We start from the raw sequence: 26,885 nt of genomic DNA, 5'->3' as shown, positions 1-26,885 counted from the left end.
CAGGCCGCGCGCAAGCCGGGACGTGGAGCGATATCCGTAAGCCGTGTGGTGAGGCAGGCGAACCGCGCTGCCGGCTCGGGGAACGAGCGAATTATCGGGATAGCGAGCTTGCGAGTATGTAGGGCAGTCCGAAATTGAAAGCGGAAATGGATAGGACTAGTCCGATTCGGCGGGCTGTATGCGCGATGCGTTTTATACGGTGCAGGTGTGCGGCGTGTCAAACGGAATCGGGAACGACTCCGCGGTGAATGACCTGATTTGCATACCTGATTGTCAATGAAGGTCAGATTAGGACTGGGCCTACAAAATGAATTGATACCTGTCCCGGCGTCTGATTAACGGATTGACAGCGGAAAAATATATTGCCTCATGTGGACGAGGTACGTCCCTCACTTCTTCTCTTACTGAGGCAATCGACATGAACAAGTCATATCGGACCGTCTGGAATGCATCGACAGGCACCTGGGGTGCCGCCGATGAACTGGCACGCGGGAAAACGAAAGGATCGTCGCGCGTGGCGCGCAACGCATTCGCGGTCATCGCGCTTGGCGGCGTGATGGTAGGTGGTGCATCGGCGGCCGATGTGCTGGATGGTACCGATAGCGTGGACGAAACGAACGGTGTGAGCCAGACGGTCGGTAAAAAGTCGAGCGTGTCCGATAATGGGAAAGTGGGCGGCCTGGCGGCGAACGACCTGACGAACGTTGGCGGCGGTGATTCGACTCCAATCGATTTGTCGCGCGTGGTGAACTCGCCGGCCGGCACGAATGTTGGCGTCGTGACGGAGTCGTCCGCAACCGATGGAATTCAGTCGTCCGGTATCGGCATCATGGGTGCCCTGGACGGCGCGACCGTCGTGGGAACGACCAACGTGGCGATCGGACCCGGGGCGGCAGTGAGAATGACGAATACGGCCAATCCGACCAATGCTATTGCAATCGGGAACAACGCGCTGGTGGGCGACGGCGATGTTTCGAATCCCAGCGGTACGATTGCGATCGGCGCATCTTCGCGTGCTGGAGGCGGCGGTTCGATCGTGATTGGCGAGAGCGCAACCAACCTCGGTTCAGGTGCGATCGCTATCGGCTCGTCTGCATACTCGCAGCGAGGCGTGGCGGTGGGCACCGGAGCCCGCGGTGTCTCGAATGGATCGGTCGCGCTGGGTACGGGGGCAACGGCTACCCCCACGAATAGCGTTGCATTGGGTTCGGGCAGTATTGCGAATCGCGGCAATGCCGTGTCGGTGGGTTCCGACACGCTCCAGCGCCAAATCACGAACGTCGCGACCGGTACGCAAGCCACGGATGCCGTGAACCTTGCCCAGATGAACGCCGCAATTGCCGCGGGCGGCGATCCCCTCAGCCGAGTCCGCGGTTTTGGCGATACGCCGCCGCCGGCAACGGCGGCAACCCAGAATACGGTCGCGATCGGCGGTGGTGCGTACGCCAATGACATGTTCATGGGCGGCACCATCGTGAACGGCGGCGCTGTGGCGATCGGTGAGCATGCGTCGGCGACTGCGGGTGCGGCCACGGCGGTGGGCGGGTACTCCCGTGCGGACGTCTTCGGTTCCGCATTCGGCGACATGGCGAGTGCGTCGGGCCAGATGTCTTCTGCATTCGGCTTTAACGCCAAGGCGAGCGGACAAGGATCGATCGCCGTCGGTGCAAATTCGGTCGCCGATCGCGACAACATCGTGTCCGTCGGCTCCGCCGCGCAACAACGTCAGATCGTCAACGTCGCCGCAGGCACGCAACAGAACGACGCGGTCAACGTCGGCCAGCTTGCCGGTGTGGTGGGTGCGATGGGCGGCGGGGCGCAGGTGAATCCGGATGGCTCGATTCAGGCGCCGACGTATAACGTCGACGGTACGAACGTGCACAATGTCGGCGATGCAATCTCGAATCTGGACGAACGCACGACGGATCTCGCAGACCGATTCGCGAACTCGGGTCTCGTCGATCCGGTGACGGGGGCGCCGGTGGCGGCGGTAACGTATGACGATCCGACGAAGGCCAGCGTGACGCTTGGCGGCGCGGATGGAACCGGCCCCGTGACACTGAAGAACGTCGCTGCCGGCGAGGCCAGCACCGATGCGGTGAACGTCGGCCAAATGAAGGACGCGCTTGCGGCGAAGGCGGACGACACCCTGATCAAGGTCAGGGGTAACGAGAGCGATCCGGCATCGGCGACGGCAGCTTCCGAGCGTGCCATCGCCATCGGCGGCGGCGCGTATGCCGATGACCGATGGGCGCCAGGTGGCGGCGTGACCGGTGGTGCAGTGGCGCTCGGCGAGCGGGCAACGGCCGCCGGATCGATGGCCACAGCCGTAGGCGGGTTTGCCTACGCAGGCCGTGAGGGCTCGGCGTTCGGTGACGAGGCGACAGCATCGGGTGTCCTGTCTTCTGCATTTGGCGTTCAGGCTGTAGCGAGCGAAGAGGAATCGACCGCGGTCGGCAGTGGGGCGACGGCTGCCGGCGCCGGGGCGACCGCGCTTGGCGTGGCCGCTCGCGCGCACGGTCAAGACAGCGTGGCAATCGGTGCAGGCGCGCGCACACAAGGTGTAGCAGCCGTGGCGCTTGGCGCGGATTCGGTCGCTGATCGCGACAACACCGTATCCGTCGGCTCGGCGACGCAACAACGCCAGATCGTCAACGTCGCAGCAGGCACGCAGCAGAACGACGCGGTCAACGTCGGCCAGCTCGCCGGCGTGGTCGGCGCACTGGGTGGCGGCGCGAAGGTGAATCCGGATGGCACGATTGGCGCACCGACGTACACGGTCGGCGGCACGGACGTGCGCACGGTTGGCGATGCACTGTCGAACCTCGATGGTCGCACGACGGAACTCACCGACCGATTCGCGAACTCGGGTCTCATCGATCCGGTGACGGGCGCGCCGCTGGCAGCGGTGACGTATGACGATCCGACGAAGGCCAGCGTGACGCTCGGTGGCTCGACCGCGAGCCGTCCCGTGACGCTGAAGAACGTCGCGCAGGGCGTGGACGGTACGGATGCCGTCAACGTCGACCAACTGACGGGCGCAACGCAGTCGATTCGTGACGACCTCGCGGCCGGCACGCTCGACATGCGCTACATCAAGGTCAACGCGACCGGTGTGCAGGCCAATGCGGCGGGTGCGAACGCGGTCGCGATCGGCTCGGGCGCGAACGCGAACGGCGTGGGTGCGCTTGCACTCGGTACGGGTTCGCGTGCACAGGGCGTGAACTCGGTCGCGCTCGGTTTCAATTCGGTCGCCACGCAGGCGAATACCGTCTCGGTCGGCCGCGCGGGCGCCGAACGGAAGGTCGTCAACGTCGCCAACGGCGATGTGAACGCCGACAGTACCGATGCGATCAATGGCTCGCAGCTGTACGACGCACTGAATTCCTTGACCAGCACGTTCGACCAGAAGACGCAGCAACTCGCGTCGAACTCCGTGAATTCGATCGGCATCATGGACGTCACCGATCCGCTCGTCGCGATCGAAGGCGTGCGCGGCAACAACACGGCGTCGCTGAACGGCGCGGATCCGGCGACGACGACGGCAGTGGCGGTCGGCTCGTCGTCCGTGGCGGCCGGTGGCAACGCGGTGGCGGTCGGTTTGCAGAACGTTGCAGGGTCGAATAATGCCGTGGCGATCGGCAGCTTCGCGCAAACGGGCGCGGACTCCGATTACGCGACGGCAATCGGTTCGAACGTGCAGGCAACGGGGTCGGAAGCGGTCGCGATGGGTGCCAACGTCGAGGCTGGCGGGGACAACGCACTGGTAATCGGTAGCAACAATGCGCGTGCGATTGGCGCAGGCTCGGTCGCGCTCGGCAATAACGCACGCGTGAACGCGAATGCGACCAACAGTATTGCAGTCGGTACGAATGCTGCCGTTGCGACCAGCGTACAGAACGCGCTTGCGCTCGGCGCGGGAGCGACCGTCGCCGCCGGTTCGAACGGCGGCGTGGCGCTCGGCCAGGGGTCCGTGGCGAATCGCGGCAACGCGGTGTCGGTGGGTGGCGGTACGGTCGGCCAGCGTCAGATCATCAACGTTGCGGCCGGTACGGCGGCGACCGATGCAGTCAACGTGGGCCAGCTGTCGGGTTTGACGACGGCACTCGGTGGCGGCGCGGCGGTTGGCGCGGGCGGCACCATCACGCAGCCGACTTATACCGTGGGCGGCAAGGATTACCACACCGTTGGCGAGGCGATTGCGGCAGCAGCGGCGACGCCGGGCGACGGTGGCACCGATCCGAATGCTGTGGCCTACGACGACGATACGAAGAGCAGTGTGACGCTGGGCGGTACGGCTGCAACGGACGCGGTTGCGCTGAAGAACGTGGCGGCCGGTGCGGTGAACGCGACGAGCACGGATGCAATCAACGGTTCGCAACTGCACGGCACGGCGCAAAGCGTGGCGGACACGCTGGGCGGCGGTGCAACGGTGGGCGCGGACGGCAAGATCGAAGCCCCGACGTACACGGTCGGCGGCACGGATGTGCGTACTGTTGGCGACGCGCTGTCGAATCTCGACGGCCGTACGACGGCGAACACCGGTGACATCTCGGACCTGAAGGACAAGCTGGCCGGCAGTGGCCTGGTTGATCCGGTGACGGGCAAGACGCTCGCGGCGGTGACGTACGACAAGGACGCAGCGACCGGCGCGGCGAACTTCGATTCGCTGACGCTGGCCGGCGGTGCGAACGGCACGGCGATCCACAACGTTGCAGCAGGCGAACTGTCGGCAACGAGCAAGGACGCCGTGAACGGCTCGCAGCTGTTCGAGACGAATCAGCAAGTGGGCAACCTGAAGGACAAGCTGTCGGAAGGCGGCGTGTTCGATCCGACGACGGGTGAATCGCTGGCGGTGACGTACACGAACGCGGACAAGACCGAGGTGAAGCTCGGTGCTGACGGCACGCCGGTGCGCGTGACGAACGTGGCGGATGCGCAAGCCGACAACGACGCGGTGAACCTGAAGCAGCTGAAGGATTCGGGTCTGGTCGTGACCGATCCGAAGGATCCGGAAGGTGGCCTGAAGTCGTTGGCGGTGACGTACGACAAGGACCCGAGCGGCGCGGCGAACTTCGATTCGCTGACGCTGGCTGGCGGCGCGAACGGCACGGTGATCCACAACGTTGCAGCAGGCGAACTGTCGGCAACGAGCAAGGACGCCGTGAACGGCTCGCAGCTGTTCGAGACGAATCAGCAAGTGGGCAACCTGAAGGACAAGCTGTCGGAAGGTGGCGTGTTCGATCCGTCGACGGGTGAATCGCTGGCAGTGACGTACACGAACGCAGATAAGACCGAGGTGAAGCTCGGTGCTGACGGCGCGCCGGTGCGCGTGACGAACGTGGCCGATGCGCAAGCCGACAACGACGCGGTGAACCTGAAGCAGCTGAAGGATTCGGGTCTGGTCGTGACCGATCCGAAGGATCCGGAAGGTGGCCTGAAGTCGTTGGCGGTGACGTACGACAAGGACCCGAGCGGCGCGGCGAACTTCGATTCGCTGACGCTGGCTGGCGGCGCGAACGGCACGGTGATCCACAACGTGGGCGCGGGTGAACTGTCGGCAACAAGCAAGGACGCCGTGAACGGCTCGCAACTGTTCGAGACGAACGAGCAAGTGGGCGACCTGCGTGGCAAGCTGGCCGACAGCGGCCTGGTCGACCCGTCGACGGGCAAGGCGATCGCGGCAGTGACGTACGACAACGACGCGAAGAGCAGCGTGACGCTGGGCGGTACGGGTTCGACGAGCCCGGTCGCACTGAAGAACGTGGCGGACGGCGTGGGCGATCACGATGCAGTGAACGTGTCGCAGCTGAAGGCAGTGGGCAACGTTGTCGACGACGGCAAGGGCAACCTGACGTCGCTGGCAGTGACGTATGAAGGCATCGATAAGGACAAGGTGTCGCTGGCGGGCGCTGACGGCACGACGATCACGAACCTGAAGGCAGGTGCGGTGAACGCGACGAGTTCGGACGCGATCAACGGTTCGCAACTTCACGGCACGGCGCAAAGCGTGGCAGACGCGCTGGGCGGCGGTGCGACGGTGGGCGCGGACGGCAAGATCGAAGCGCCGACGTACACGGTCGGCGGTACGGACGTGCGTACGGTTGGCGACGCACTGTCGAACCTCGATGGTCGCGTGACGGGCAACACGGGCGACATTGCCGATCTGCGTGGCAAGCTGGCCGACAGCGGCCTGGTCGACCCGGCGACGGGCAAGACGATCGCGGCGGTGACGTACGACAACGACGCAAAGAGCAGCGTGACGCTGGGCGGTACCGGCGCATCGACCCCGGTCGCACTGAAGAACGTGGCGACCGGCGTCGACGGCACGGACGCAGTCAACGTTGCTCAGATGAATTCGGGCCTGTCCAACTTGCGCGAAGACCTGACCAACGGCGGTATTGACCTGCGCTTCATCAAGGTCAATGCCGACCAGACGAACGTCGCCGCGATCGCCAACGGTGCACTGGCTGTCGCAATCGGCAGCGGTGCGGGCGCGACGGGTGCGCACGCACTGGCGCTCGGCACCGGTGCGCGCGCCAGCGGGCTGGACTCGGTGGCGCTCGGCTACAACTCGGTCGCGACCCAGGCGAACACTGTGTCGGTCGGCCGCGTCGGCAACGAGCGCCGGATCGTCAACGTGGCGGACGGTAACGTCGGCTTCGAAAGCAAGGATGCGATCAATGGTGGCCAGCTGTATGCCGCGATGAACGGCCTGACGACGTCGGTGAATTCGACGACGCAAAAGGCGATCGACGAGTTCTCGTCGTCGCTCGACGCGAAGACGCAAGCCGCGATCGACAAGATGAACACGAATTCGTCGCAGCTGATGGCCGCGTCCGATTCGCTCGTCGCGATCGAAGGCGTGCAGAGCCCGAATTCGGCGTCGCTGAATGGCGCGAATCCGGCAACCGATACGGCCGTTGCGATCGGCTCGGGCGCAGTGGCTGCGGGCGGCAACGCCGTGGCCAACGGTTTGAACGCGATGGCGATGTCGAACAACGCAACGGCGATCGGCAGCTTCGCGCAGGTCGGCGACGCATCGGATTACGGTGTGGCGATGGGTTCGAACGCCCAGTCGACCGGCAAGGAAGCAGTGGCGCTCGGTGCGAACGTCGAGGCAGGTGCGGACAACGCGCTCGCGATCGGTAGCAACGGCGCGCAGGCAGTCGGCGCAGGCTCGATCGCGTTGGGCAGCCATGCTGTCGTGAATGCAGGCGCGGCGAACAGCATTGCGGTCGGCTCGAACGCGAATATCGCTCGCAACGTGTCGGACGCGCTGGCGCTCGGCTCGGGTGCGAACGTGGCGGCAGGCGCGAACGGTGGCATCGCGCTCGGCGCAGGCTCGATCGCGAACCGCGGCAACGCGCTGTCGATCGGCAGCATCGGTGCGGAACGCCAGATCATCAACGTCGCGGCGGGTACGCAGCAGACGGATGCGGTGAACGTGGGCCAGCTCGCGGGCGTGACCAACGCGCTCGGCGGCAACGCGAGCGTGGGTGCGGACGGCAGCATCGTCCAGCCGACGTATACGATCGGTGACAAGCAATATCACAACGTCGCCGACGCGCTCGTCGCGGCAGCGGAAAGCGGTGGCGGTGCGCCGGCGGAAGGCACGGTGGCCTACGACGACGCAACGAAGTCCAGCGTGACGCTGGGCGGCGTGGGTTCGACGACGCCGGTTGCGCTGAAGAACGTGGCGAACGGCGTGGACGATCACGACGCAGTCAACGTGTCGCAGCTCAAGTCGGCGGGCCTCGTTGGCAACGACGAGGACGGCAACCTGACGTCGCTGGCGGTGGCGTACGACAGCACGGCGCGTAACAGCGTGACGCTGGGCGGCGTGGGTGCTGAGGATCCGGTTGCGCTGAAGAACGTGGCATCGGGTGCAGTGACCGCGGCGAGCACGGACGCGATCAACGGTTCGCAGCTGTTCGGCACGGCGCGCAGCGTGGCTTCCGCGCTGGGCGGCGGTGCATCGGTGAACCCGGACGGTACGATCGGCGCACCGACGTTCAGCGTCGGCGGCAAGGACGTCCATACCGTCGGCGACGCGCTGACGAACCTGGACGACCGCACGACGGCCAACACCGGCGACATCGGCGATCTGCGCAAGCAGCTCGGCAGGACCGGCCTGGTCGATCCGTCGACGGGCGAGAGCCTCACGGCAGTCACGTACGACGTCAATCCGGACGGGACGGCGCCGCGCTCGGTGACGCTGGGCGGTGCGAGTGCAACGGCACCGGTCGCGTTGAAGAACGTGGCGGACGGCGTGGACGATCACGACGCGGTGAACGTGTCGCAGCTGAAGGCGACGGGTCTCGTCGGCGAAGGCGACGACGGCAAGCTGACGTCGCTGGTGGTGGCGTATGACGACGCGAACAAGGACGCGGTGACGCTGGGCGGCGCGGGTGCGACGGCACCGGTCGCGCTGAAGAACGTGGCGGCCGGCGTGGTGAATGCGTCGAGCACGGACGCAGTCAACGGTTCGCAGCTGTACAGCACGGCGAAGGGCGTGGCGAACGCGCTCGGCGGTGGCGCGACGGTGAACGAGGATGGGTCGATGTCGGCGCCGTCGATCCACATCGGCAGCGAGACGTACTCGAACGTCACGCAGGCGATCCAGGCGGCCGCGGCTTACGGCGCGACCGACTCGATGGCGGTGAAGTACGACGTCAATCCTGACGGTTCGACGGTGCCGCTGTCGGTCACGCTGGGCGGGCCGGGCAGCACGCCGATCATCCTGACGAACGTCGCGGACGGCAAGAACCAGTACGACGCGGTGAACTACGGCCAGCTGTCCGATCTGCAGTCGAATCTTGAAGGCAAGATCGGCGAGATGGACGGCCGCGTGGGCAGGCTTGAATCGGGTGTCGTCCCTGGCCCCGATCCGGTCCCGGGCCCGGGCAACAGCGACGTGGTTGGCGGTACCGGCGGCGAGGATGGCACGTTCATCCCGGCGAACCCGGGCACCGGCACCGGCAACGTGGCGATCGGTTCGGGTTCGAAGGTCGCGGATGGCGCGAACAACGGCACCGCGATCGGTTCGGGTTCGAACGTCGGCAGCACCGGCGGCACGGCGATCGGCTCCGGCTCGAACGCGAAGGGCGAAGGCTCGACGGCGATCGGCCAAGGGTCGAGCGCATCGGGTTCGAACTCGGTCGCGATCGGTTCCGGCTCCGTGGCGACCGAGGCAAACACTGTCTCGTTCGGCAACGGTACCGAAAGCGGCAACCGCCGCATCGTCAACATCGCGGACGGCGTGAATGCGTCGGATGCGGCGACGAAGGGCCAGCTCGACCGCGCAATGGGCGGCATGCAGAACCAGGTCAACGACCTGTCGCGCAATGCGTACTCCGGTATCGCCGCGGCCACCGCGCTGACGATGATTCCGGGCGTCGATCCGGGCAAGACGCTGTCGTTCGGTATCGGCGGCGCCACCTACAAGGGCTATCAGGCCGTGGCGTTCGGCGGGGAAGCCCGTATCACGCAGAACCTGAAGATGAAGGCCGGCGTGGGTATGTCGAGCGGCGGCAATTCTGTCGGCGTGGGCGCTTCGTATCAGTGGTAATGCGCAGGGCGGGGCGCAAGCCCCGCCCGTGCCGCTCCCGATCCATTTCCATTAATCCGTTTTTTGTCGTCCGCCTTCGGGCGGACGTTTTCCCATGAAAATTTCCACCTTGTTGTTGCGCGCCGCGTCGGCTGGCGCGATCGCGATGGCCCTCGGTGCATGTGCGACGCAATCGGGCATCACCTACGACATCCGCGCAGTATCGATCCCGGGCAAGCCGGACAACGTGTTCCGCGTGAGCTGCGACGGGCTGCTGGGCAGCGCCAATTCCTGTGCCAAGGCGGCCGAGGAATTCTGCCGCGGCCAGGGCTTCACGCCGCTCGAGATGATCGACCGCGTGTACAGCCGCGCGCCGATGAAGGACCCGCGTGAAATCACCTTCATGTGCGGCAAGCCGCAGCCGGCGCCCGTCGCTGCGCCGGTCGCGCAGCCGCAACCGCAGCCGGCCCCCGCGCCGCAGCCGGTTCCGCAGCGCCAGGTGCTGCTGCAAGGCGACGCGAACTTCTCGCTCGACAGCGCGGCGTTGACGCCGCAGGCGCGTGGTCAGCTCGACCGCTTCATCGACATCAACCGTGGTATCGAATTCCGCCGCGTGACCGTCACCGGCTTCACCGATTCGACGGGCGGCAAGACGCACAACCTCGCGCTGTCGGCGTCGCGGGCGCGTAACGTGATGAGCTACCTGAGCAGCAACGGCCTGAAGGCGCAGTCGTTCCAGTCCGAGGGCATGGGTGCCGCCGATCCGGTCGCGACCAATGCAACGGCCGAAGGCCGCGCGCAGAACCGTCGCGTCGAGATCCGGATCGACGCGCGATGACTTGACGATGCGCTGAGTGATGGGCGCGGCTGACGCGCCTGCTTCCCCGGCCTGGCATTTTCCCGAAGCCGCCCGCTCGCAACGAGCCGGCGGCTTTTTTGTGCGTCCGCACAACCCGGCTCGGGCCCGTTGGCCCGATCCATGGATACCACCCCGGTTTCATGCGAAGATAGCGCCCAATTACGATCCACGACGCGCGCAAGCGCCGTCGCCGGCCGGCGCGTGGCGGTTTCCGCCACGACGCCAGGCCGCGCAAATCTGGACGACTATGGGAAGCTATCTGATACGCGTGGTACTGGCCGACGACCATCCGGCGATGCTCGCCGGGGTCGAGCATGGGCTGTCGTCGGTGCCGACGATCCAGTTGACCGGCAAGGCCGGCAGCTCGACCGAGCTGATCCGGCTGCTGGACGCAGGTGCATGCGACGTCGTGGTGTCCGATTACGCGATGCCGGGCGGCGCGCATGGCGACGGCATCACGCTGTTCTCCTACCTGCAGCGCAATTACCCGGCCGCGAAGCTGGTCGTGCTGACCATGCTCGACAACCCGGCGGTGATCGGCGCGCTCACGCGCCTCGGCATCACCTGCATCGTCAGCAAATCCGATACGGTCGATCACCTGATTCCGGCGATTCACGCGGCCGCGACGGGCGGCACCTACTACTCGCCGTCGGTCGAGAAGGTCGTGCGCACGCTCACGTCACATTCGAGCGCGCGGGCCGTCGACCAGAAGCGCGAATTGAGCGCACGCGAGATCGAGGTCGTGCGCCTGTATGCGTCGGGCCTGACGGTGAATGAAATCGCGGAGAAACTGAGCCGCAGTAAGAAGACCATCAGCACGCAGAAGGCGCGCGCGATGGAAAAGATCGGCGTGGAGAAGGACATCGACCTGCTGCGCTACGCGATCGAGAACGGGATCGTTGCCGCCGCGGGCAGCGAAGGGCGCAGCGGGGAAGCGGAAGGCACGCAGGGCGGCGACCCGGCCTGACCGAGCGCATCGCGTCACGCGCCCCAGGATGGCGGCGCGCAGCGGCCCATCCTTGCCGCGAAGCGATACGACGGCATGGGCGAACACATCGGCACCGCACGGGTGCCGATTCTTTCATTTCAAGTTTTCGGCTCGATCAGTCCGCTTCGCCGGCGGGCTGCGCCGACGCATACCCGTAATCGGTCACGAGCCCGCACGCGATCGCGTAGCGGACGAGATCGACGTCGCGCTCGATGCCGAGCTTCTGCATCGCCGAACTCTTCTGCGTGCTGATGGTTTTCTTGCTGCGATTCAGCTTCTCGGCGATCTCGTTGACCGACAGTCCCGACGCAAACAACCGGATCACCTCGACCTCGCGCACCGACAGCGCGGGCGCCTTGCCGGTCACGCTGCCCGCGTTGCGCAGGATCTTGTCCATCGACGGCGACAGGTAGCGGCCGCTCGTATAGGCGGCGTGAATCGCCATCGTCAGGTGATTCGGGAGGTCGGACTTGCTGACGATGCACGCGATGCCGAGGTTGATCAGCGCGCGCAGCGCGACCGCGTTTTCCATCATCGTCATCACGACGATCTTCAGGCCGGGAAAGCGCTTCAGGACGGCCGTGAACAACGCGAGCCCGTCGCCGTAGTCGGTGCCGGGCATCGCATAGTCGGACACGAGCACATCGCACGGTTGGCTCGCGAGCGCATCCATCAGTTCAGTCGAGTTGTGCGCGGTCGCGACCACGGTGACGGTGTTCGTCGCCGACAGTTCGTAGCGCGCGCCGATGACGATCGCCGGATGGTCGTCGGCGATCACGATGCGGATGGGGAAGGTTTTGTTCATGTGGTTCTCACGCGTCGCGCTGAGCCGGGTGGCGCGCGTTCGGCGTCGTTGGGGTTGGAGTCGGCGCGGTTGGTGCGGTCGCGGGCGGCACGGTGGCGACCCGGACGTGATCCCGTCGCGCCGACGGCCGGTGGCAACTCGGAGGAATCGCCACTGGCCGTCGGCCGAACAGCGGGGGATCGCTCCCCCCGCTTCGGGTCGACGCTCCGCTTGCGCGGAGCCGTCCGGTCAGAACTCGTAGCCGACTTGCGCACGCACGCCCACGTCGCCGACCGACGTGATCGACGTCGCGCCGTTCACCAGCCAGTTGCCGTTGCGCGAACGGTAGGTCGCGCCGGCCGCGATCGCCGAGCCGCTCTTGAAGTTCGCGGCGCCGACTGCGACGACCGTCTTGCCCGGCTGCGACGGCGTCATGTTCGGCATCGCCATCGCGGCCGCGATACCGGCGTACGCGTTCTTCGCGACGTCGTTGATCGCGCGGTTCGTGTCGTTGAAGCGCTGGTCGACCGATTCCATTGCGCGGTCGAGCTGGCCCTTCGTCGCCGCGTCCGACGCGTTGATGCCGTCCGCGATGTTGACGAGCCGGCGGTTGCCCGCTTCGGTGCCGTCGCCGAACGAGACGGTGTTCGCCTCGGTGGCCACCGAGCCTTGGCCGACCGCGATCGAGTTGTTGCCCGATGCCGTTGCGCCCTGGCCAAGCGCGGTGCTGCCTTCGCCCGATGCGACCGAGCCTTGACCGATGGCGGAGCTGTTGTCGCCCGACGCGACGGAGCCCTGGCCGACGGCCGAGCTGTTTTCACCCGACGCGACCGAGCCGTTGCCGATGGCCGAGCTGTTCTTGCCCGATGCGTCCGCGCCTTCGCCGACGACGGTCGAACCGTCGCCCGTGCCGGGGCCGCCGGCACCCGGACCACCCGTGCCGGGGTCGCCCGGGTTGGGATTGGTTTCAAGTTCACCGACACGGCTGGACAGGTCATCGAAGCGGCCCGACAGATCGCCATACTGCTTCGCGAACTGCTCTTGCAGCGCGTAGAGCTGGCCGCCGTTGACGGCTTCCATGCTGTCCCGACCGACGAAGCCCGCCGCGACCTGCTTCAGCACCGTGCCGTCCGTGCCGGCGAAGGTCACGGAATCGAACGAAAGGCCGCTGTCGTAAGTGACCGCGCCGACTTCCTTGCCCGTGTAGTCGATGAGGCCGGTCGCACGGAGCTGCGAGACGGTCACGACATCGTCGTCGTGCACGCCGTTCGCGACGCCGGACAGCACGCGCGGGCCGCCGCTGCCGGCGAAGTTGACCACCGAGCCGGCGCCGCCCGCGCCGACCGTGATCATGCCGGTCGTCGCGTCCTGCCGAACGAGGCCGACCGTGCCGCTGCCGAGCTGGTCCGCGAGCTTCTTGATTCCGCCTTCGTTGTTGGTGACGCGACCGTCGAGGTTGGTGACGACGTCGCCCACCGAGTTGACGATCTTCGTGCCGCCGCTGCCGTCGCCGACGGTGAAGCGCGGTGCCGAAATCGAACCGTCGGCATTGACGGTCGAGCCGCCGCCGATTGCCGACGCCACGCTGTCGGCGACGCCATGCAGTTGCGAGCCGTTGACGGCGTCAGTACTGGCCGCCGTGACATCGCCGGCCGTGACGCCGGTGAGCTTGCGCGTGCCCGTCTTGCTGCTGAAGTTCACGGCGTTGCCGTCGGTGTCCGCGCCGACGGTGATGTCGTCGCCCGGGTTGGCCTGCCGGACGAGGCCGACGGTACCGCTGCCGATATCGTCGGCGAGCTTCTTGATGTCGCCTTCGTTGGTCGTCGTGCGACTGTCGAGGTTGGTGACGACGTCACCGACCGAGTTGACGACCTTGGTGCCGCCGCTGCCGTCGCCGACCGTGAAGGACGGTGCCGAGATCGAGCCGTCGGCATTGACGGTCGAGCCACCGCCGATCGCCGACGCGACGCTGTCCGCCACGCCATGCAGTTGCGAGCCGTTGACGGCGTCGGTGCTGGCAGCCGAGACGTCGCCGGCCGTGACGCCGGTGAGCTTGCGCGTGCCCGTCTTGCTGCTGAAGTTCACGGCGTTGCCGTCGGTGTCCGCGCCGACGGTGATGTCGTCGCCCGGGTTGGCCTGCCGGACGAGGCCGACGGTGCCGCTGCCGATATCGTCGGCGAGCTTCTTGATGTCGCCTTCGTTGGTCGTCGTGCGACCGTCGAGGTTGGTGACGACATCGCCGACCGAGTTGACGATCTTCGTGCCGCCGCTGCCGTCGCCGACGGTGAAGCGCGGTGCCGAAATCGAACCGTCGGCATTGACGGTCGAGCCGCCGCCGATTGCCGACGCCACGCTGTCGGCGACGCCATGCAGTTGCGAGCCGTTGACGGCGTCAGTACTGGCCGCCGTGACATCGCCGGCCGTGACGCCGGTGAGCTTGCGCGTGCCCGTCTTGCTGCTGAAGTTCACGGCGTTGCCGTCGGTGTCCGCGCCGACGGTGATGTCGTCGCCCGGGTTGGCCTGCCGGACGAGGCCGACGGTACCGCTGCCGATATCGTCGGCGAGCTTCTTGATGTCGCCTTCGTTGTCGGTGACGCGACCGTCGAGGTTGGTGACGGCGTCGCCGACCGAGCTGACGATCTTCGTGCCACCGCTGCCGTCGCCGACCGTGAAGCTCGGTGCAGAGATCGAGCCGTCGGCATTGACGGTCGAGCCACCGCCGATCGCCGATGCCACGCTATCCGCCACGCCATGCAGTTGCGAGCCGTTGACCGCGTCGGTGCTGGTCGTCGACACATCGCCGGCCGTGATGCCGGTGAGCTTGCGCGTGCCCGTCTTGCTGCTGAAGTTCACGGCGTTGCCGTCGGTGTCCGCGCCGACGGTGATGTCGTCGCCCGGGTTGGCCTGCCGGACGAGACCGACGGTACCGCTGCCGATATCGTCGGCGAGCTTCTTGATGTCGCCTTCGTTGGTCGTCGTGCGACTGTCGAGGTTGGTGACGACGTCACCGACCGAGTTGACGACCTTGGTGCCACCGCTGCCGTCGCCGACCGTGAACGCCGGGGCAGATATCGAGCCGTTGGCGTTGACGGTCGAGCCGCCCCCAATCGCCGATGCGACGCTGTCGGCGACGCCATGCAACTGCGAACCATTGATGGATTCGTTGCTGGCAGCCGAGACATCGCCGGCCGTGATACCGGCGAGCTTTCGGGTGCCCGTCTTGCTGCTGAAGTCCACGGCTGCGCCGTCGGTATCGGAGCCGACCGTGAGGTTCGTGCCGGCAGCCGATTGCTTGACGAGGCCGATCGTGCCGTCCGACAAGCCGGCAAGCTGGTCGTTGATCGTTGCGATATTGTTGGTGTGCGTATCGATGTCGCGCTGCGCGGCCTTCATGTCGATGTCGAGTCCGGCCACCTGGGCAGTGGTCGTCGACAGATCCGCTTTCGTCGCATTGATCGCGGCATCGGTCGTCACGAAACGCGCGTTCATCTGGCTGACGTTCACGGCATCGGTGTCCGCCATACCGGCGGCGACGTTGGTGATCTGGCGTTCATTGCCAGCCGAGCCGACCGAAATCGTATTGTTGAGAGTCGCAATGGAACCCGAGCCGATCGCAACGGCATCGGTTACGTTCTCACCGACGGAAGATTGTCGACCGATCGCGACCGAGCCCGTGGCCGATGTCGCGACGGTCGCGCTATTCCCGAGTGCGATCGCGCTGGCTGCCACGGCGGATGACTGGTTGCCGAGCGCCATTGCGTAGTTGCCGCTAGTGGACGTGAGTCGGCCGAGCGACATTGCGCCGGTGCCGTTCGCGTTTGCGCCGGAGCCCAGCGCCACCGACGATTGGCCCTGCGACGTTGCGCTCGGGCCGAGTGCCGTACTCGTATTGCCGATCGCGGAGGCACCGCTGCCGATACCGACCGCTGCTGTCGTTCCGCCAACTGCGTATGCCGCTTGTGCGCCCGTGACCTTGATGAGCGTGTCGTCGACCTTCGTCGACAGCGCGGTGTTCATCTGGCCGTAGTTCACGGCATCGGTGTTGTTCAGGCCAGCGGCCACGTTGACGATTCTGCGTTGCGTTGTACCATTTCCGACCGAAACAGTGTTGACCGTATCAGCAATGGAGCCCGAGCCGAGCGCGACCGCACCGTCTGCCGTGACACGAGTGCTGCTGCCGATGGCAACGCTGTTGTTCGCGTTGGCAGCGGCGGTACTCGTCACGGAGGCGTTGGAGCCGATTGCTATGCTGTTGTTGGCCGTCGTGGTGGTCGTACCAGTGATATTTCCGCGAACCCAAGCGGCGGGACCCAGCGCGAGACTGGACGTCGAATTGGTATCCACGCCGGAATCTTGACCAACGACGATGCTGTTTGAGCTCGCTGCGCTCGCACGAATACCCATGGCAATAGCGGCTTGCGCCGTTGCGCGAGTTGTTGCGCCGAATGCGATAGCGCTCGCATTGCCCGACGCAGTGGCACCTTCGCCAATGGCGATCGTGGCGCTATTCGCCGAGCCTCCGGTCGATGAGGCACCGGCCCCGATCGCGATGTTGGCGGGACGCCCGCTTACAGTTGCATCCGGTCCGGCCCCGACCTTGATGAGCGCGTCATCGAGTGCCGCCAACGTCCCAACCGAACTTATTGCTCCAATTGCGCCAGAATTGGCGACCTTGCACACACCGGCCGAATCGACCGTCCCGCTCGAGCCATCTTCCGCTTTGCATACTTCCGCCGCGGCCGCCCCGCCGACTACCATACCGCCCAGCGCAATCGCGATCACGGCCTGCCGCGCCGCGCGCGACGAGCCCTTCGAATGCGACTTCGCGGTCTCGGCCACGGCTGTCCACGTGCGGGTCGTCGCGTTCCAGATGTTGCGATAAGTCTTGTTCATTTGCCCTACTCCTTACGGTTTGTCAGTTCACAAACCGATGGTAGGGATCGGCCTCGTCCTAATCAGTCGTCCACGGCTGATTCGAGATAGCGTGCGTGTAGGCCCAGTCCTACATGCGTGCGGCGGCGTTGCGGGCGTGGCCCGCAAAACGCAAACAGGAGGGAGGGGAGAGACCGGCCCGCGAGGGCTGGGAAGCGGTATTCAGGCAGAAGGCGCTTGCGTCGCGCGCCGTTGCAACGCATCCCGAGCAAGGCGTTCCATTTCCGCAAGCCGCGCATCGAACGACACCATATCGCCTTCATGCACGATCGCCTGCAACGCGCCGACCGCATCGGCCACCGCGTGCTCATGAATCGTCGCGAACGCGCCGCGCAGCGAATGCAGTTCGTGGCGCAGTGCCGGGGTATCGTCACGCGCCACCGCCTCGCGAGCGGCCGCGAGCGACTGCCCGAGACTCTTTTCGAGCAGCGCATGCACGTCCGGCGGCAGCGGGCCTTCGGCCAGATCGACGAGCGCGCGCGCGGCCGCCGCCCGTGCAGGCACCGCATGCGCATGCCGCCGAACGGTGCGGTCGATCGTCTCCAGCAGCACCGGCTTCACCAGCACCGCGACGATCCCCGCTTCCGCACAGCGCGCATGCTCGGCTGCACTCGCATGCGCGGTGACGGCCACCACCGGCAACTCCGGATACTGCGCACGCAGCACGCGGGCGAGCGTATAGCCGTCCATCCCCGGCATGTTCAGATCGGTCATCACGAGGTCGTAGCGCGTATCGGTACAGCGCCGCAGCGCCGACGCCCCTTCCTCGGCCGCGTCCGCCGCATAGCCGAGCGTGACGAGCTGCCCCTGCAGCAGCTTGCGGTTCACCGGATGATCGTCGACCACCAGCACGCGCGCGGCGACCGACGGCAGCGCCGCGGCATCGTGGGCGTGCTGCGCGTCCTGCGCGGCGATCTGCTCGCCGGTTGCCGGCTTCAACGGCAGCGTGACGACGAACGTGCTGCCGTGGCCGGCTTCGCTCTTCACGTCGATCGCGCCGTGCATCATCTGCGTGAGCTGCTTCGTCAGCGCGAGCCCGAGGCCCGTGCCGCCGTAGCGCCGCGTGATCGACGTGTCGGCCTGCGTGAACGGGCGGAACAGCGTCGCGCGCTGTTCGTCGGTCATCCCGATGCCCGTGTCGCTCACACCGATCGCGATCGGCGAATCCGGATCGGTGTCGTCGCGCAGGTACACCTCGAGCGTGACCTCCCCGTGGTTCGTGAACTTGATCGCGTTGCCGAGCAGGTTGGCCGCGATCTGCCGGATCCGCGTCGGGTCGCCGAGGTAGCGCGCGGGCAGCGCATCGTCGACGAACACGTCGAACTGCAGCCCCTTCGCGGCGGCCAGCGGCTCGAACATCGCGCCGGTCTGCCGAATCGTGTCCGCGAGATCGAACGGGATCGCCTCGATCGTCATCTGGCCGGCTTCGATCTTCGACAGGTCGAGGATGTCGTTGATCAGGTCGAGCAGCACCGATGAAGCGCCTTCGACCGTATGCAGCCGTTCGCGCTGCGTATCGGCCAAAGGCTCGCGGCCGATCAGTTCGAGATTGCCGAGGATTGCGTTCAGCGGCGTGCGGATCTCGTGGCTCATCGTCGCGAGGAACGCGGATTTCGCATTGTTCGCTGCGTCAGCCGCCTGCCGCGCGTTGTCGAGTTCGCGTTCGACGTTCTTCTGCGACGTGATGTCGGAGAAGTTGGCCAGCACGACGTCCGCGTCGCGGTAGCGCGTGCGCACCAGGCTGACGAGCAGGTCGATCGCGTCGCCGCCCGCGGTGGGCAGCGCGACGTGCAGGCCGGACTGCCACGTATCGGGATCGGCCGTGCGGTCAAAGCGCTCGAGCAGCCTCGCCGGCAGCGACGGCTCACCGGCGCGGCGCGCGTCGTAGTCACGCATGGTGTCGTTCTGCAGCAGCACCGTGCCGTCGGCGAGCGACAGCAGTGCAATACCGGACGGCGCGGCCTCGACGATCGTGCGGTTCAGGTTCTCGCTTTCGATCGTGCGTCGGCGGCGCGCTTCGTCGGGCTTCAGCACGCGGCGGTCGAAGCGCACGAGCAGCCACCAGACAATCGCGATCGCGGCCAGCATGATCGCCACATAGCCACCCGCGCGCAGGCCGAGCGTCGCGAGCAGCGAGCCCAGCGTGAACGCTTGTACGACCGTCCAGCCGGTGTCGGGAATCGGCTGGCTCAGTGTGAACAGGCGGTCGCTGTAGCCCGTGCGCGGGCTGCCCCGGTCGATGGCCGCGCGCATGCGCGTGGCGAGCCGCTCAAGCGACGCGAGCGTCGCTGTGTCGTCGACGGCGGCGCCGGCACGCAGCAGCGTGCGGCCCTGCGCGTCGACGAGGATTGCCGCGTCGCTCGCATCGGCGTCGCCGCCGACGGCGAGACGCTCGCGCACGATTTCGCTGGGCAGCGTCGACACGAAATTCGAGCGCACCACGTTGCCGTCGTAGATCGCGCCGACGAGCCGGAACACCTCGCGCTGCTGTACGGGGTCGAAGTACGGCGCGTGCCACTCGTAGCGGCCTTGCGGCGGCGTGACGAGGCCGGTCGCGAGCTTGTCGAGCAGCATCTCGGCATTGACGGTCGCCGACGCGGTCAGCGCATCGGTTTGCGCGGGCTTCGGAATGACGACCACGAAGCGGTGGTCGGGGCGATAGGTGTAGCCGGCGATCGCGCGGTCGGCATCGTGCTTTGCGACATACGCACCGGAGCGGTAGACCATGTCGGTCGCCATCGCGAGATCGCGCGCGAACGACGCGGCGGGGTGCTCGGGCGACAGGTCGGCCAGCACGAGCGACGGCGGGTAGCTCGGGCTGCCCTGGATCAGGAGCCGGCCATGCCCGGCTGCCAGCTCGGCGACGCGCGCGGGGTCGGTCGGGCGTTCGTGCCACACGGCTTCGTCGTGCGCGACGAGCGTGTCCATCGCGGCCGCGCGCATCTTGAATTCGAACTGGACGAAGAACTGGCGCACCGCGAACGTCGTATAGCGCGCCTGGATCGCTTCGCGCGCCATCGTGTAGAGCATCAGCCCACTGGCGAGCAGGATCGCGACGGTCACGGCGGCGCCGCCGCCGTACAGCAGCGCGCGCTGGCGGCGGCCGGCCGGTGTGGAGTCGGCTGACGGGCCGCCGGCGGGGCGGGATGGATCGGAGGCAGCGCGGTGGTCCATTGCGGGCGGGGCGGTCGGCCAAGGTGCCCCCATGATAATGGAGTCCGATCAGCGCGCAATGGGGCCTGTCAGGCTTGCGAGGGCGTGCAACGCGCGCGGTGGCGCGACTATCGTTCCGCGGCGGGTGCGTCCGGGGAAGGTGTCACGGGCTCGCATGTCACGAGCCGGTACCCGAAGCCGTACATCGTCATCATCTTCACGCCGTGCCGGCCGTCGAGTTCGAGCCGGTCGCGCAGGTAGGCGACGTGCGTATCGAGCCGCCGGCTCTGCGATGCGACGAGCGAGCCCCACACGAGCTGGCTCACGTGCGCACGGTCGAGCGCGCGGCCCAGGTTCAGGAAGAATGCGGTGGCGATCTGGAAGTGCTTCTCGGTCAGCACGTGCTCGCGGCCGGCGACGCACACGCTGCGCGTGGCCGCGTCGAATTCGAAGCAGCCGACCCGCCAGTGGCGATGGTGCGTCGCGCGGTGATGCGACCACCTGAGCCACGTCGCGATGCTCGCGATCAGCGTGTCGGCCGGCGACGCGTAGGGCAGGTGCTCGTTCGAGCCGGCCATGAAGCACGCGCTGCGCGACGCGTCGGCATCGCGCTGGCTGATCGACACGATCGCGACCGTGCCGGCAAAGCGCGCGCGCAGGGCGCGGATCGCGTCGAGCGTGCGGCAGCAGGCGGTTTCGCACTGCACGATGAACAGGTCGAACGACTGCGTGTCGCAGGCCGCGAGCAGGTCGGGCAGATACTCGAAGCGCGCCGGACGGTAGCCGGACCGGCGCAGGATGTCGTCGATGCGCAGGCGGTCGTAGCCGTAGCCCGCGCGGCGCAGGCGATCGTCGAATGCGCCGCGGCTCGGGTGGTCGATCGTCAGGATCGCGATGGAAGTGGAGGGCGTGTCGATCACGATGCGGAAGGGCGAAGCCGGCGCGGTGCGGTCGCGGTGTGCGTTCGCGATCGGATGAAGGGAAGCGGGATCATGGCCGGACGGGTTCCGGGCGGTAGCGGCGCGATGCCGTCCAAAAAAAGTCCCGCCGGTGAGGGCGGGAAAATATCGACTATGGAGCCTGTACTCCCGGAGGCCACGGAGAACAAGCAAGCCGATTGTGGTCGGTTCGGCGTCTGAAGAGAATCAGACCGGTCTGAAATTGCGGGTGGCGTTGCCGGTGAGCGCCATGTTTGGGACGGGGCTGACAGGAAACATAACGGAGTTCGGACCACGGGCTGTGCGGACTTGCCGACAATGGAGAGCGTCGCGTGTGGCGGCGGAATGCGGGCACCGAGTCCGCGGCATTCGCCGCCTTCGCCGCATCGCGTCGGCCGTCCACCGCGCTGTGCAGCGCTACTCGCGATGCGTCTTCCATTGCCGAACCGCTCTAGCTCATGACACCTTCCGTCCGACTCGTCGCGCTGCTCGCGTGGCTCGCGCTCAGCCTCGCCGGCACGGCCTTCGTCGTGTCGCGCGCCGTCGCCGACGCGTACGGCCGCTTCTTCCAGGATTCCAGCATCACGATCCGCCTGCTCGCGCAGAAGGCCGCACAGCACGAGGCGATCCTCGCGACGCTCGGCGCGTCGTCGCTTGCGGCGCCGCCCGCGCACATGCTCGACAACCTGCGCGAACGCATGCCGCAGCTCGACGGGCTCGCGTACTGGCGGCGCGGCGCCGGCTGGCAGGCCGACGGTGGGCCCACGCCCGCCATGACGCCGCAGCCGAGGCCCGGCAAGCCGTTCACGTTGATGTTCGACGGCGGCGCCGCCTACTGGCTGGTGGCCAATTCCGGCTGGGCCGTGCGGGTCGATCCGCGCCAGATGATCCCGCCAGGCGACTGGTCGTCGGCGATCTCATCGGCGGCGCTGGCGCTGCGCGATCGTCGAATTGATTTGCTGTCGCGTGAGTCAGGCAGCGCGCTACCCGGCTGGACGATGCACCTCGAGAAGCACCTGCCCGCGCAGCCGCAGGCGTTCGTGTTGCATACGACGCGCACACTGACGATCGCCGACCTCCCGTGGCTGCCGATCGCGCTGTGGAACGCGGTGGCCGCGCTGCTCGTCGCGGGCGCGTGGGTCGCTTGGCGGTTGCGCGAGGCACGTCGTCGCGAGGACGCCCGCGCGCGGCTCGATCGCTTCGGCCGGCTCGACACGTTCGGCGAAATGGCCGCGGGCCTCGCGCACGAGCTGAACCAGCCGCTCACCGCGATCGTCACGCACACTCGCGCAGCCGAGCGCCTGCTGGATCGTCCCGCCGAACACGACAGCGTGCGCCGCGCGCTGCAGACGAGCGTCGCGCAGGCGAAGCGCGCGGCGGCGATCCTCGAACGACTGCGCGCGGCGGTGACGTCCGCGTGCGCCGGCCAGCGCGATGCGATCGATCCGGATGCCGTGATGAACATGCTGCTGTTCCTGTACCGCGACGACTGCGCGCGCGAGCATGTCGCACTCGGCTGGCACAACGCGGCGCCGCGCGAGCGGCCGTTCGCCGAACAGGGTGCGGTCGAGCAGATCCTGCACAACCTGATCCAGAACGCGCGCGATGCGCTCGCCGGCACACCGCGCGGAGAGATCCGCGTGAGCGGTGCGCGGGTCGGCCGGCATTACCGCTTCAGCGTCGTCGACAACGGCCCCGGCGTGCCGGACGATGCACTGCCGCGCCTGTTCGAGCCGTTCTTCACGACCCGCACGCACGGGCTTGGCCTCGGGCTGCCGTTGTGCGACACGCTCGCGCAGCGGCAGGACGGCACGCTGACGGTGCGCAATTTACCGGCGGGCGGCGTCGAAGCCACGCTGTTGCTGCCGCTGGCAGAAGAGGAGGTCGCATGAGCGAACCGTTGAATGCGCTACCCGACGCGTCGGTCGTCGCGATCGTCGACGACGACGAAGCCGTGCGCGACGGCCTCGCGTTGCTGTTGCGCTCCGTCGGCCTGCCGACGCGTTGCTACGCGGATGCGCAGGCATTCCTCGTCGATGCTGACGATGCAGCGCTCGGCTGCGTGCTGCTCGATATCCGCATGCCGGGGATGAGCGGCCTCGACGCACTCGACGAGCTGCGCGCGCGCCGCGACCTGCCCGCGATCGTGATGACGGGCCACGGCAACATCGACGCGTGCCGGCGCGCGTTCAAGCGCGGCGCGCTCGACTTTCTGCGCAAGCCGGTGGACGACGACGAGCTGATCGACGCGGTCCAGCAGGCGATCCGCCAGCACGCGGCGCAGCGCGAACAGGGTGCAAACGCCGGCACGGACCCGGCGCGCGAGGCGCGCATCGCGACGCTGAGCGTGCGCGAACGGGAAGTGCTCGACGGCATCGTGCGAGGCTGGAGCAACAAGGAGATCGCGCGCGAACTCGGGTTGTCGCCACGCACGGTCGAGACCTATCGCGCGAACGTGTTCGACAAGCTGCAGGCTGCGTCGCTCGTCGAGCTCGTGCGCGATTACGCGGCGTTCGCGGGTGCGTCGTCGCCTTAGCGTTTCTCTCACGCCTCCGTAGAGCTACGGAGGCGCAACCCGTAGCCGAACGGGTTCAACGATCGCGGCGCGATTCCTACGATGACGGCTTCTCCGACAAGTCACTCATCGTCAAGGAATCGACCTCATCATGATCAAGCGCTTTGCCCTGCCGTCCACGCTCGCCCTGTTGTTCTCGGGTGCCGCTTTCGCCGACACCGTCGCCGCGCCGGAAACGAAGAAGGCCGCCGAACTCGGCGACGCGGGCTACTACGCGACGGGCCGCATCATCGGCGCGTTCGACAACGCGGTGAACATGGAGCTGACGAGCCCGCGCGTGGCAAGCCGCGTCGGCGGCCCGGACACGGGCTCGAACCTCACCGGCTCGCTCGGCCTCGGCTACCAGTTCGGCAACGGCTGGCGCGCGGAAGGCGAATACGTGTTCAAGCGCACCAACAACTTCACGAGCTACTGGGCGCCGTTCGACGCGAACGCGAACGAATTCCACGTGTCGGCGCAGCGCCTGATGCTGAACGGCTTCAAGGACTTCGATCTCGGCCGCGGCTTCTCGGTGTACGGCACGCTCGGCATCGGTGTCGCGATCGTGTCGGCCGATGGCTGGCAGACCAACGACTCGCGCCGCTTCGCGTCGAAGACGCAAACCAACCTCACGTACTCGGCCGGCGCGGGCGTCAGCTACGCGATCAACAAGCGTTTCTCGATCGATCTCGGCTACCGCTATGTCGACATGGGCAACGTCGAGACGGGCTTCAACACGTTCGCGAACCGCATCAACGCGCGTGACGAACAGCTGAAGTCGAATCTGTCGTCGAACGAAGTGTTCATCGGGTTGCGCGGCCGGTTCTGAGCGCGGGATCGAACCGATCCGCGAGGAGGCAGGGGAGATGAAGGACGCCATCGATTCGGGGCGACGCAGGCTCGTGCTGGCGACGGCGGCGCTCGCGGGCGGCGGTGTGCTGGCCTCGGCGGCCGCCGGGGCAGCTGAAGCCGCGCCGACCGACGAGGCGTGGGGCGGGATGCGCGGCAAGTGGCGCGATGCGCATCCCGACCTGACGGTGCGCATCGTCGACATGCTGAGCGGCGTGCCGGCCGAGGGGCTGCGCGTCGAGCTGTCGCGCGTCGACGGCGAACGCGAGGTGCCGCTGCGCACGGCGACCGTCGACGCACGCGGCGGGACGGGCGGCGCGCTGCTCGCAGGTGATGCGTATCGCGCCGGGTCGTACGCGCTGCTGCTGCACATCGACGCGTATTACCGCGATCGCGCGATCGGTGCGCAAGGGGCGAAGCCGTCGTTCCTGACGACGGTGCCGATCCGGTTCCGGATCGCAAGTGCTGATCAACGGCTGCACGTGCCGGTGCAGTTCGGCCCGTGGCACTACACGTATTACCGCGGCACGTGAGCCCGCCGCGACAACGTAAAAGGAGCGCGACATGGCGGCTGGCATCAGCACACACTTGCTGGACGTGACCAGCGGCAAGCCGATCACCGGCGTGCGGATCGAACTGTTCGACGTCGGCGAGCGGCCGCCGGTGCTCGTTGCGCGGGCCGTCAGCAACGCGGACGGGCGCAACGACGCGCCGATGCTCGACGGCGATCTGGCGCGCAGCGGGACGTTCGAGTTGCGGTTTCATCTCGGCGAGCATTTCAACGTGCCGGACGCGCTGCTGGACGTCGTACCCGTGCGGTTCACGGTGGCCGATCCGGCGCAGCACTATCACGTGCCGCTGCTGTGTACGCCGTGGTACGCGTCGGTGTATCGCGGGAGTTGAGCGGCCGGGCCGCGCATGGCAGGCCGTCGGCCCCGCGCGGATTCGACCGTCCGGTGCTCCGCGACGCCGACAGGATCGGGCCATCGCAACGAACCGGACGCGGCAGGACACCGTGCCGATGCGCTTGACGATGCTTGACACGACTGTAGGACTGGGCCGATCTCCGTGTCGCCTCGGATACGGCCTGGTCCGATTGTCCGGCGACGGCCCGACGGCGATACTCGAAGCCGACCATTCAACTACAGGAGCACGTACGGATTGCCGCGGCGGATGCTGCGCGATACGTCGCCGACATCATGAGCATGCAGGACATCACCGGGCATTACGCGATTCCGCTGGCGCTTCCGTTCTCGGACGTGCCGCCGCCGTATGGCCGGCGACGTCGGCCGTTCGTGGCGAGCCGGCGCGCGCGACAGTACGTTTTCGATATCCATGGCCAGCGACGCGTGCCGGCCGCCGCGGCGGCACGCGGCGCGAAGGCGGCGAGGGTCGCCAGGCCGGTTCGCGCCGAGGATTTCGGTTCGGACAACCGCGCGTGGGTCAGGCCGCATCCGTTGCGCCGCCGCTGGAAGATGACGCTGCTGGCCACCGCGATGTTCGGCGTGGTGTGCGTGGTGGCGACGCACCTGATCGACGAGCGCCAGCATGGGGCGACGCCCGGCAACGTGTACGCGGCGGCGATATCGATCGCGCCGACCGCGGCCGTCGCGGCAGCCGAGGTGGCGCACGCGACCGGTCGGCCGGCGGAAGTGGCGATCGTGCCGGCGGATCACTCGGCACCGACGGATGCGCGGGTGACGACGGCGACGCAAGCCGTCGCCGCGGAATCCCGAGCGTTGCATGCCGGCGCGGATGCGTCGGCGAGCGCACCGGTGGACGTTGCGATGGTCGTCGCGTCGGATGCCGTCGTTGCGGAAGTGGCGGCACCCGCGCCTGCAGCGCTTGCGGGCCGTGCATCGTCGGCGGGCAAGCCGGTTGCCGTGAAGTCGCGCGCGACGGCGCAGCCCGCGGTCGCATTGCGCGGCAAGACCGCGCGCGGCATGCCCCAGAGCGCGCGTGGCGGGCAGAACGGAGCGGTTGCGGCTCACGGTGCGGCGGCGCACGCGCAGCAGGCGGCAACGGCGGCCGATGTGTCGCCGGCTGCACCGGCATCGAGCGCCGCACAGGCAGTCGGCATGACCGCAGCCGAATTCACGCAATGGCTCGCGGCGACGCGCGACACGGCGCGACCGGCGGCAGGCGGCATGGATCTCACGGTCAACTTGCCTGGGCACACCCGTCTGACGGAACGCTGACGGGCGCGTAAAGCGCGAGGCATCGCGAACGTCGACAGCCCTTCGCTCCCGGTCGGGAGCGAAGGGCTGTTCGGACATCG

Annotated in this window: 13 protein-coding genes; 9 read left to right on the top strand and 4 right to left on the bottom strand. The window is 67.3% G+C overall.

The annotated features are described in order from the left end of the window. The first annotated feature begins 418 nt into the window (after positions 1 to 418). The 3 genes from CFB34_RS03010 (at position 419) to CFB34_RS03000 (ending at position 11,376) form a co-directional block, all read left to right on the top strand. A complete protein-coding gene (locus tag CFB34_RS03010; protein WP_089443575.1) occupies positions 419 to 9,571 on the top strand; it encodes a YadA-like family protein in 9,153 nt (3,050 codons plus the stop codon). Positions 9,572 to 9,665: 94 nt separating this feature from the next. Next, positions 9,666 to 10,388, top strand: coding sequence for an OmpA family protein (locus CFB34_RS03005; protein ID WP_089443574.1), 723 nt, complete (start codon positions 9,666 to 9,668; stop codon positions 10,386 to 10,388). A 268-nt stretch (positions 10,389 to 10,656) separates the two neighbouring features. Then, positions 10,657 to 11,376: a response regulator transcription factor gene (locus tag CFB34_RS03000; RefSeq protein ID WP_089443573.1), complete on the top strand. Its 720-nt coding sequence runs from the start codon at positions 10,657 to 10,659 to the stop codon at positions 11,374 to 11,376. A 136-nt stretch (positions 11,377 to 11,512) separates the two neighbouring features. Here the strand turns inward: CFB34_RS03000 and CFB34_RS02995 are convergent, their stop codons facing one another. The 4 genes from CFB34_RS02995 to CFB34_RS02980 form a co-directional block, all read right to left on the bottom strand. Continuing rightward, on the bottom strand, positions 11,513 to 12,202 hold the full coding sequence (locus CFB34_RS02995; protein ID WP_089443572.1) for a response regulator transcription factor: 690 nt from the start codon (positions 12,200 to 12,202) through the stop codon (positions 11,513 to 11,515). Positions 12,203 to 12,430: 228 nt separating this feature from the next. After that, complete coding sequence (locus CFB34_RS02990; protein ID WP_242808553.1) at positions 12,431 to 17,074, bottom strand: ESPR-type extended signal peptide-containing protein; 4,644 nt, start codon at positions 17,072 to 17,074, stop codon at positions 12,431 to 12,433. 201 nt (positions 17,075 to 17,275) lie between these two features. Further along, the gene (locus CFB34_RS02985) at positions 17,276 to 20,287 is read right to left on the bottom strand and encodes a sensor histidine kinase (protein WP_089443570.1); all 3,012 of its coding nucleotides are present in this window, start codon (positions 20,285 to 20,287) and stop codon (positions 17,276 to 17,278) included. 107 nt (positions 20,288 to 20,394) lie between these two features. Next, positions 20,395 to 21,186 carry a winged helix-turn-helix domain-containing protein gene (locus CFB34_RS02980; RefSeq protein ID WP_242808552.1) on the bottom strand — a complete coding sequence of 264 codons (792 nt, stop codon included), beginning with the start codon at positions 21,184 to 21,186 and terminating at the stop codon, positions 20,395 to 20,397. A gap of 476 nt (positions 21,187 to 21,662) precedes the next feature. On the opposite strand from CFB34_RS02980, the gene CFB34_RS02975 reads away from it, so the two are divergent. The 6 genes from CFB34_RS02975 to CFB34_RS02950 all read left to right on the top strand — a co-directional run bounded on the left by CFB34_RS02975 (position 21,663) and on the right by CFB34_RS02950 (position 26,805). Continuing rightward, positions 21,663 to 23,096, top strand: coding sequence for an ATP-binding protein (locus CFB34_RS02975; RefSeq protein ID WP_089443569.1), 1,434 nt, complete (start codon positions 21,663 to 21,665; stop codon positions 23,094 to 23,096). Then, the gene (locus CFB34_RS02970; protein ID WP_089443568.1) at positions 23,093 to 23,740 is read left to right on the top strand and encodes a response regulator; all 648 of its coding nucleotides are present in this window, start codon (positions 23,093 to 23,095) and stop codon (positions 23,738 to 23,740) included. The genes CFB34_RS02975 and CFB34_RS02970 overlap by 4 nt, the downstream gene beginning before the upstream one ends. A gap of 130 nt (positions 23,741 to 23,870) precedes the next feature. Next, positions 23,871 to 24,587 carry an outer membrane beta-barrel protein gene (locus tag CFB34_RS02965; protein ID WP_089443567.1) on the top strand — a complete coding sequence of 239 codons (717 nt, stop codon included), beginning with the start codon at positions 23,871 to 23,873 and terminating at the stop codon, positions 24,585 to 24,587. A gap of 37 nt (positions 24,588 to 24,624) precedes the next feature. Continuing rightward, complete coding sequence (locus tag CFB34_RS02960; protein ID WP_089443566.1) at positions 24,625 to 25,140, top strand: hydroxyisourate hydrolase; 516 nt, start codon at positions 24,625 to 24,627, stop codon at positions 25,138 to 25,140. Between the two features lie 31 nt (positions 25,141 to 25,171). After that, complete coding sequence (gene uraH, locus CFB34_RS02955) at positions 25,172 to 25,510, top strand: hydroxyisourate hydrolase (protein ID WP_089443565.1); 339 nt, start codon at positions 25,172 to 25,174, stop codon at positions 25,508 to 25,510. A gap of 302 nt (positions 25,511 to 25,812) precedes the next feature. Beyond that, entirely contained in the window at positions 25,813 to 26,805 is a 993-nt protein-coding gene (locus CFB34_RS02950) for a serine protease (RefSeq protein ID WP_242808551.1), read from the top strand. The last annotated feature ends 80 nt before the right edge of the window (positions 26,806 to 26,885 follow it).

This window comes from Burkholderia sp. HI4860 (genome assembly GCF_002223045.2).
Taxonomy (GTDB): domain Bacteria; phylum Pseudomonadota; class Gammaproteobacteria; order Burkholderiales; family Burkholderiaceae; genus Burkholderia.
Note: the sequence above shows the minus strand (reverse complement) of the source record. Positions and strands in the feature narration are given on the sequence as shown.

Coding starts and splice junctions, on each gene's coding strand:
- CFB34_RS03000 (WP_089443573.1), top strand. CDS start 10,657: ATGGGAAGCTATCTGATACGCGTGGTACTGGCCGACGACCATCCGGCG.
- CFB34_RS02975 (WP_089443569.1), top strand. CDS start 21,663: ATGACACCTTCCGTCCGACTCGTCGCGCTGCTCGCGTGGCTCGCGCTC.
- CFB34_RS02995 (WP_089443572.1), bottom strand. CDS start 12,202: ATGAACAAAACCTTCCCCATCCGCATCGTGATCGCCGACGACCATCCG.
- uraH (WP_089443565.1), top strand. CDS start 25,172: ATGGCGGCTGGCATCAGCACACACTTGCTGGACGTGACCAGCGGCAAG.
- CFB34_RS02950 (WP_242808551.1), top strand. CDS start 25,813: ATGCAGGACATCACCGGGCATTACGCGATTCCGCTGGCGCTTCCGTTC.
- CFB34_RS03010 (WP_089443575.1), top strand. CDS start 419: ATGAACAAGTCATATCGGACCGTCTGGAATGCATCGACAGGCACCTGG.
- CFB34_RS02960 (WP_089443566.1), top strand. CDS start 24,625: ATGAAGGACGCCATCGATTCGGGGCGACGCAGGCTCGTGCTGGCGACG.
- CFB34_RS02970 (WP_089443568.1), top strand. CDS start 23,093: ATGAGCGAACCGTTGAATGCGCTACCCGACGCGTCGGTCGTCGCGATC.
- CFB34_RS03005 (WP_089443574.1), top strand. CDS start 9,666: ATGAAAATTTCCACCTTGTTGTTGCGCGCCGCGTCGGCTGGCGCGATC.
- CFB34_RS02965 (WP_089443567.1), top strand. CDS start 23,871: ATGATCAAGCGCTTTGCCCTGCCGTCCACGCTCGCCCTGTTGTTCTCG.
- CFB34_RS02985 (WP_089443570.1), bottom strand. CDS start 20,287: ATGGACCACCGCGCTGCCTCCGATCCATCCCGCCCCGCCGGCGGCCCG.
- CFB34_RS02990 (WP_242808553.1), bottom strand. CDS start 17,074: ATGAACAAGACTTATCGCAACATCTGGAACGCGACGACCCGCACGTGG.